Genomic DNA, 7,162 nt, shown 5'->3' on the forward strand with positions numbered 1-7,162 from the left:
TTTGAGTAACAGCTTGCCTGCTCTTCAAAGCCAGCTACTTTTAGCTGCGACTATTTTTTAGTCTAAACTACAGTCACAAAGAATCATAATCTGAACTCTACGCTGGCTCATTCAACCATCCCCGTGCAATCAGTTCAGCAATCGGTAGTCCAGAATCATCAGCCACTTCACTGCTAATTCGTCTGACTCGAACCGGAGCATTACTTTGACGCTCAAACCAATAGCCAATCGGTGAAGCTAAAAGATAGTTAATTAACTCAGGATGGTGAGAAATTAGTAATGCTTGAAGTTTTCCCTCGCTACAAAGGTCATAAAGCTCAATCAGCCAGGGTTGAATTTCTGGCAATGCTAAAAAGTTTTCCGGTTCATCAATCCACAAGGTATAGTCTTCAGATTTTGTACCGTAAATCAGCGCGTATAAAGCAACTAATGTTTTTTGTCCGGCAGACAATTCTCCCAGACGATATTCAATTAGCTTGCTGTTATCTGTTTCTCCTGAAAACCGCAGTTTTAACACCGAATTTTCTTCGCTGAATCGCTCAAACTTAAAATGTGTGAATCCATCCAAAACAGCTCTTAAAATATTTCCAATTTCAGTAACTTTACCTTGATCTTCAGATAAGTACCGATACCAAGAAACAAAATTTTCCATCTGAGGAGTCAAACGCATTTGTTCTTGGCTACTTTCATCAACCATCAAGCTGGGAATAACTTGCACAATGATAAATCGCGCCATCCGTTCTCTAAACCAAGTTAACTTCGTGTTGTCGTTTCTTGGCATTAATGAAGATAGCATAGATTGCGACCAGTCAAACTGGTATTGCGGGCCCGGTGAATAATTATCTCGATAGAGTTGAACTTCGCCTAATTCAAATGTTAGTAAAGGCTGCTTATCAAAGAACAGACGCTCGTACCCAACACGACATTTATCTCGATTGTGATCAATTCCTAATTGATATATGTAGCAGCCGCCATTACCGAGAATTTCGAGCTCAAAACGCTGAATTTTTAAGGTTTGCCAGCGGGTGCAGTCCGCTGGTTTGAAAATTCCTTCTACCTTACTGTCGCCGCTGACAAATGCTTGGATTTTCTGCAAGACTTCAAAAACTGTGGATTTACCTGAGCCGTTAGATCCCAGAAATAGATTAATTGCATCAAGATTTAGTTCAAAATTTACCAAACAGCGAAAATTGTCAATATATATTCGTTTCAGCATGGGATTTTTTCAGTCATAATTTCTCTAGCTCCTGTCATTGTGAGCAGGAGCTAAACACAACACTCGGACAACCCAAATTAACCCACCCGTTCGGCCAATTCTAACCACCGCTCAGTCGCGCGATCGATCTCCTGAGTCAATTTAGTCAAACGATCCGATAACTTCTTCACCTCCGCAAACCCGCTCGGAGCGTTGTTTGACAAAATCTTCTCAACTTCTTGTTTCTCAGCTTCCAGCTTCGGAATTTGAGCCTCTAACTGCTGGTATTCCCGCTGATCGTTGAACGAAACTTTCGTTGATTTTGTAGTAGAAGCTTTGGTTTGTGAATTGTTAGATTCAGGGGTACGTGCAAACTTTTCTTTGTCTTTTTGTCCTTTGAGTTCCTTGGCTTCTTCGGCTTTTTTGTGGTCTAAATATACCGAGTAATTGCCGGGATACAAGCGCAAATTGCCACCCGGTTCTAAGGCGAAAACCATGTCAATTGTGCGATCGAGAAAATAGCGATCGTGCGACACCACAATCACGCAGCCGTTAAAATCTTCCAGATAATCCTCCAAAACCGCCAGAGTCTGCACGTCCAAGTCGTTTGTCGGTTCGTCCAAAATCAGCACGTTGGGCGCGCTCATCAGCACCTTTAACAGAAATAACCGGCGCTTTTCCCCGCCGGAAAGCTTGTTAATCGGTGCATACTGTTGAATCGGCGGAAACAAAAACTTCTCCAACATTTGAGAAGCAGTAATGATTTCCCCGTCCGCCGTTTGCACCAATTCCGCTACACTTTTCAAGTATTCAATAACTCGCTGGTCTTCGTTCGGAGTCAAATCCTCTGAATGCTGGTCAAAATAACCGATATGAATGGTTGTGCCAATTTCGACAGTACCCGAATCCGGCTGAATGCGTCCGGTGATGATATCCATCAGCGTCGATTTTCCCGCACCGTTGCAGCCAATAATTCCTATCCTGTCTTCGGGAGTGAAATTGTAGGTAAAGTCTTTAATTAAAGTGCGATCGTCGTAAGCTTTACTGATATGCAGTAATTCAATCACCTTCTTACCAATCCGGCGACCCGCTGTCGCAATTTCGACTTTGCCGTTGGCTGTTTTGAATTCCTCTGCTCGCATATCTTTAATGCGATCTATCCGAGCTTTTTGTTTGGTACTGCGCGCCTTCGGCCCTTTTTTCAGCCATTCCAACTCGCGCCGCAAAACTCCCGAGAATTTGCGCTGAGTGCTGGCGGCGGATTCTTCCGCTAAGGCTTTTTTCTCCAAGTAATAAGCGTAATTTCCAGCATAATTGTAAAGGTCGCCCCGATCGATCTCTAGGATGCGATTGGTGACGCGATCGAGAAAATAGCGATCGTGCGTAATCAGCAGCAGTGCACCGCGATAGCCGTTCAAATAGTTCTGCAACCACTCCACAGACAGCGCATCCAAGTGGTTTGTCGGTTCATCCATCAACAACACATCGGGTTCGGAAAGTAAAGCCGTTGCTAAAGCAATTCGCTTGCGGTAGCCGCCGGACAAGTCGCCAATTTTCGCATGAAAATCCTCAATTCCCAACTTAGTCAAAATCAATTTAGCCTTGGTTTCCAAATCCCACGCATCAACCTCATCAATGCGTTCAGACACCGCAGACAGACGCGCCATCAACTTGTCGGTATCGCCTTTTCCGTGGGACAGTTGATCGGAAATTTCCTCGTATTCGCGCACCAAAGCCATTTGTTCGCCACTGTCGGCAAATACTTGCTCTAAGACAGTGTGATTTTCGTCTAAATCCGGCTGTTGCGGGAGATAGACAATTGTAGAGCCTGGATTGACCCAGCGATCGCCCGCATCGATCGACTCCATACCCGCAATCATTTTCAGCAGGGTGGATTTCCCGGAACCGTTAGTGCCGATGAGTCCGACTTTATCGCCTTCGTCGAGGCTGAAACTGGCATTTGTCAAGAGTTCTTTGATGCCGAAGTCTTTTTTGATCGATCGCAGAGTAAAAATAGTCATGAGTATATAAGATCGTTTACCTAACTTAGTTTAGCGCTGATGGTGATTTAAGCTTATTTATGCTAGTGGCGATGATTTATTTATGTGCTGATTGCTGCTGGGGAAACTGCTGCGGGCGAGGGAGTTTGGGGCGGCGAGTAGAATTTTGGCTGTTGTTGGGTGCGTGGGATGATGGTGAATAGTGTCGATCGATTGGGGTGTTGTGATGGGCGATCGTATTTTCAAAAGACTGAGGTAATTTTACAGGATAGCGGGTGTGCGATCTGTTTGTGTAGAAAGGGCGATCGGTATGAGGATACTTGTCCTCCAGCACCAAGTGCAGATACACGAAACATAATTTCAATTGTTAAGCGGTATTTGAGAAGTTATCTATGGATCTTGCGTCTCTGTAAGATTTTGATTGTCAGCTTCTTTTTTTCTTAGCTCGTTGAACTTGCTGAGAAGCTTCTGATAGAGGTAGTCCTCTTTGCCTCTAACACTACCTACAAACTCGATTTTCCCACGTAGAGAGTCTAGGAAACGTGCTACTTCCTTCTTGGGTAAAGTTACTTTCTTAGCATATTTAGATTCATAAGTTTCTGTAGCTGCCTGTAGTCCATACTTTTCCAAGGCATGAAGAGCACCCTCAATATTACGGACGTATTTACGACTTACATTAACAGTTTGATTGACTATTAGACCTGTAACTTCCTGCCTTTGTGTTTGGTTGTAAGATAGCCTCACTTTTGCCTCGTTAATTCTAAACCCATTAATCTCTATAATCGCTCGCAATTCATCTCCTAAAATAACCCGAGAAGAACCTTTTTCATAAGATGAAACTAATGAAACTGGTAGCTGAGTTCTATTGCTAGATAAAGTAATGTCATCAGCATAACGTGTATAAAATAATCCATGCTCTCTGGAAAATCTTTGTAATTCGCTATCCATTTTTGCACAAATAAGATTTGAGACTATTGGTGAAGTTGGTGCTCCTTGTGGCAGTTTATCATCAAAACAGCATATCTGAGCTAAGATAGTCGCGACTTTCTTGTCTAGTTCATACGGTTTTCCCATGAACAATCCCCTAACTCGACCAAAGTTAATATAGCCAAAGAAATCCTTAATATCCAGGTTGAGAATGAACTTTTTTCCGACGTGAGCTTTAGCGTTAGTAATAATGCTACGCGAAGTCGCAAATCCGTGAACAGAAGGTCTTGGTCGATAGACAGCATATAAAACTTGGCTGAGCTTTCTTTGAACTATTCCTAACGAACCATTGGGGGAATGAATAGTTCTATAGCCTCTAGATTTCTTAGGGACATGGAATTTTGTGTACCGAGAATCGTGAGGGATTCCGTAAATATAGTAGATAAGATATTTATAAGGAACTTGCAATAGTTGAGCAACATCATAAGGTGATTTCAGCTCTTTGAACTTTTTGGAAAGTTCCTCGCAACTCTCATATAAAAATGGAGCAAGATAAGTCTCTTTTTTCATAACTATCCGCTCAAACTATTGAGATGAAGTACCTACTTTTTGAGCATTCACGCTTTTTGCACAAGCACAAGCAGGGCAGTTGCACCTTTGAAAGGCGTAAGGCTAAGTTAAGAATCCTCCGTCGCAGTATCGCTAACGGAAATAAATACCCATTAAGTAGGTACTAAATTGATAATACCATGATTTTCCAAATCGGTCAACCTTATAAAAACTCTCATTGTATTTTCTACATATTCTTAATGCGTTCGCCCCGGTTTAAAAATTTCATAATATGTTTTTTTCTTTTCATAGCTTGCCAATCTATAATTGGGGGATTTTGAGAGTGCATAATTAAGAAATTTAATGGATTCACTATATTTCCCTAGATGCCTGAATACAACGCCTATTTGAGTAAGAATAATATAATTATTCGGCTGTGATTCAAGCAGAGATTTATAAACATGAAGTGCTTCCTCCCATCTATTTAAACCAAAAAGCATTAATCCTTTATTCTTTAAAATAGAAAAATCGTTGATATCTGATTTGAGTGCATCGTTTAGGATAGATAATGCGCCTTCTAAATCACCTATGCTCTTATGAGCAATTGCATACGTTACCCTTACTGCTGAGCTTTGAGGAGACAATTCAAGCAATTTCCTGTAAGTTCGATCCATAGTATCAATATCACCCATAAACTTTGCAACATCGGCTCTACGTTCTAATTTTTTTTGATTATTAGGTTCTTTTTCTAGTTTTAGATCAAGTTCGTCGGCTTCTTTTCGCAAATGCACCTGTGTGCGCCTCTCTATTTCTTTGGTAATGTCTTGACTGTTCAGCTTTAAACAACTTGACCCTTTCTTAAGGTATACACTACCTCCTGAAGTTCTGTATAGATCTTTATCTTCTGTCTTGACAACGTGTATTTTTACTACATACAAGTCTTCTATAAGCTCCCGCTCAGAATTTAAAATATCATAAATCTCCACTCTATAAGAGCTAAGAGGAATAGCCGGATCTGTGCTTCTTAATTTACCAGGAATATTTCTACAAATCTCGTCTCGGTAATTTCTATTAAGAGTGACCCCCTGAATGCTCCCGGAGTCATCTATGCCCAAATAAAGATCTCCCTCTATTTGGGCATTCAGGAATCCAACCACATATTCTTCAGCATGCTTCAAAATGGTATCGACTGGCCTCTTTGAAGTTATCTCCTTAAACTCCACAGAATCTCCTTCTTCTTGAGGAAAAGTTTCTCCTTGCACAAACTCGATTTGCTGTCTCATATGTAGTGGCATAAACTCTAGTTTCAATGTTACAGCAATTTCTGAGGGGGTGACAACCCTAAGAAGATCTATCGCCCAGACTCAAATAAAAGAGCAAACGAGCATGAAACAGAATCGTGTCAATCCAGCGCTGTTTATCCCAGCCTGTCGCGAGAATTAGAAAGTGACCAGAATCCACATCACACGATCGGGAATTTTGACGTACAAAATATGATCACAATCCCTGCTAAAAGTGCTAAAAGCTTAAAACTCAAAACCATGCCTAACACCTATCGATACCCAATTGACAAACAAAAATTCTCTGCGGTAAAATTAGAAATAAAGCACGGATAATTCCCAAATGAATGATAAATCTTCAGCAGACTTGATATCGGTGACAGAGTTACACCGCCAGCTTAACGATTTACTCAAGCAACTATCACCGGAACGATTACAGGTACTTACTGATTTTGCCGCTTACTTAGCAAATGCTGAAAGCGAAGCTGCAACTCAAGAACTTTTGGCAATTTCTGGATTGCTAGAGCGAGTTAAGCAAAATCAAGCAACCCCTAAAACTGATTACGCAAACTGGAGAACTCTGCGCTCCGATGTATGAAGTTCTTCTCCATCCTGATGCTCAAAAGGTTTATGTCAATGCTGACAAAGCCCTAGCGAAGAAAATTGCCAGATGTTTGGAGCAGTTAGAACAAACTCCCCTGTTACACCCTAACATTAAAGCCCTCAAAGGAGATTTTGCAGCGTACTATCGCTACCGAATTGGAGACTACAGAGTCATTTACTCGATCGACGATGAAATAGTGCAGGTATTTGTTGTGGCGATAGCTAATCGCAGTGAGGCGTATGAACCCTGAAGGCAAGTTAGGGACTCGCGTCGTACATTAACTCGATACATATTTGTCCGCGCCCCATTTGATCAACCGCATTAATGCCGATGCGGTGCGCCAAAAAACAATCAATTTACAAGATTTACCGCAACTCGAACGCTACCTTTTTTTCAACTCAAACAATTCGATTCACCGACAACCATTATTTTTGGTAGCAAACGGGGAGACTTCGTTGGAGTCGATCGCCCTTTCAGACATTTTCAGCCATTCACCCTACTTTCCCACAGCAGCAGGCTGCTTGCGGTTCCGCACTTCCAGATAAATCAACAAAGCATTAACATCAGCCGGATTCACCCCACCAATCCTCGCCGCTTGGCCAATAGT

General features: G+C 41.9%; 8 protein-coding genes. 2 read left to right on the plus strand and 6 right to left on the minus strand.

Annotated features, from left to right (window positions below):
• Positions 1 to 97: 97 nt before the first annotated feature.
• The 5 genes from QUB66_RS29240 to QUB66_RS29260 form a co-directional block, all read right to left on the minus strand.
• Complete coding sequence (locus QUB66_RS29240; protein ID WP_332970742.1) at positions 98 to 1,216, minus strand: AAA family ATPase; 1,119 nt, start codon at positions 1,214 to 1,216, stop codon at positions 98 to 100.
• A 77-nt stretch (positions 1,217 to 1,293) separates the two neighbouring features.
• A complete protein-coding gene (locus QUB66_RS29245) occupies positions 1,294 to 3,216 on the minus strand; it encodes an ABC-F family ATP-binding cassette domain-containing protein (protein ID WP_332970743.1) in 1,923 nt (640 codons plus the stop codon).
• Between the two features lie 76 nt (positions 3,217 to 3,292).
• Complete coding sequence (locus QUB66_RS29250) at positions 3,293 to 3,544, minus strand: hypothetical protein (protein WP_332970744.1); 252 nt, start codon at positions 3,542 to 3,544, stop codon at positions 3,293 to 3,295.
• 41 nt (positions 3,545 to 3,585) lie between these two features.
• Positions 3,586 to 4,692: a reverse transcriptase domain-containing protein gene (locus tag QUB66_RS29255; RefSeq protein WP_332970745.1), complete on the minus strand. Its 1,107-nt coding sequence runs from the start codon at positions 4,690 to 4,692 to the stop codon at positions 3,586 to 3,588.
• Between the two features lie 236 nt (positions 4,693 to 4,928).
• Positions 4,929 to 5,933, minus strand: a complete 1,005-nt coding sequence (locus tag QUB66_RS29260; protein WP_332970746.1) for an RNA-binding domain-containing protein — start codon at positions 5,931 to 5,933, stop codon at positions 4,929 to 4,931.
• 361 nt (positions 5,934 to 6,294) lie between these two features.
• Here QUB66_RS29260 and QUB66_RS29265 point away from each other — a divergent pair, with 361 nt between their 5' ends.
• Together QUB66_RS29265 and QUB66_RS29270 are read left to right on the plus strand one after the other, a co-directional pair.
• On the plus strand, positions 6,295 to 6,549 hold the full coding sequence (locus QUB66_RS29265; RefSeq protein WP_265235993.1) for a hypothetical protein: 255 nt from the start codon (positions 6,295 to 6,297) through the stop codon (positions 6,547 to 6,549).
• On the plus strand, positions 6,542 to 6,805 hold the full coding sequence (locus QUB66_RS29270; RefSeq protein WP_265235991.1) for a type II toxin-antitoxin system RelE family toxin: 264 nt from the start codon (positions 6,542 to 6,544) through the stop codon (positions 6,803 to 6,805). Before QUB66_RS29265 ends, QUB66_RS29270 begins: the two co-directional genes overlap by 8 nt.
• A gap of 246 nt (positions 6,806 to 7,051) precedes the next feature.
• On the opposite strand, the gene QUB66_RS29275 is transcribed toward QUB66_RS29270, so the two are convergent.
• The coding region (locus QUB66_RS29275) for a hypothetical protein (protein WP_332970747.1) at positions 7,052 to 7,162 on the minus strand (111 nt) is incomplete at its 5' end.

Source organism: Microcoleus sp. A2-C3 (assembly GCF_036706065.1).
In the GTDB taxonomy this organism is placed as follows: Bacteria; Cyanobacteriota; Cyanobacteriia; order Cyanobacteriales; family Microcoleaceae; genus Microcoleus.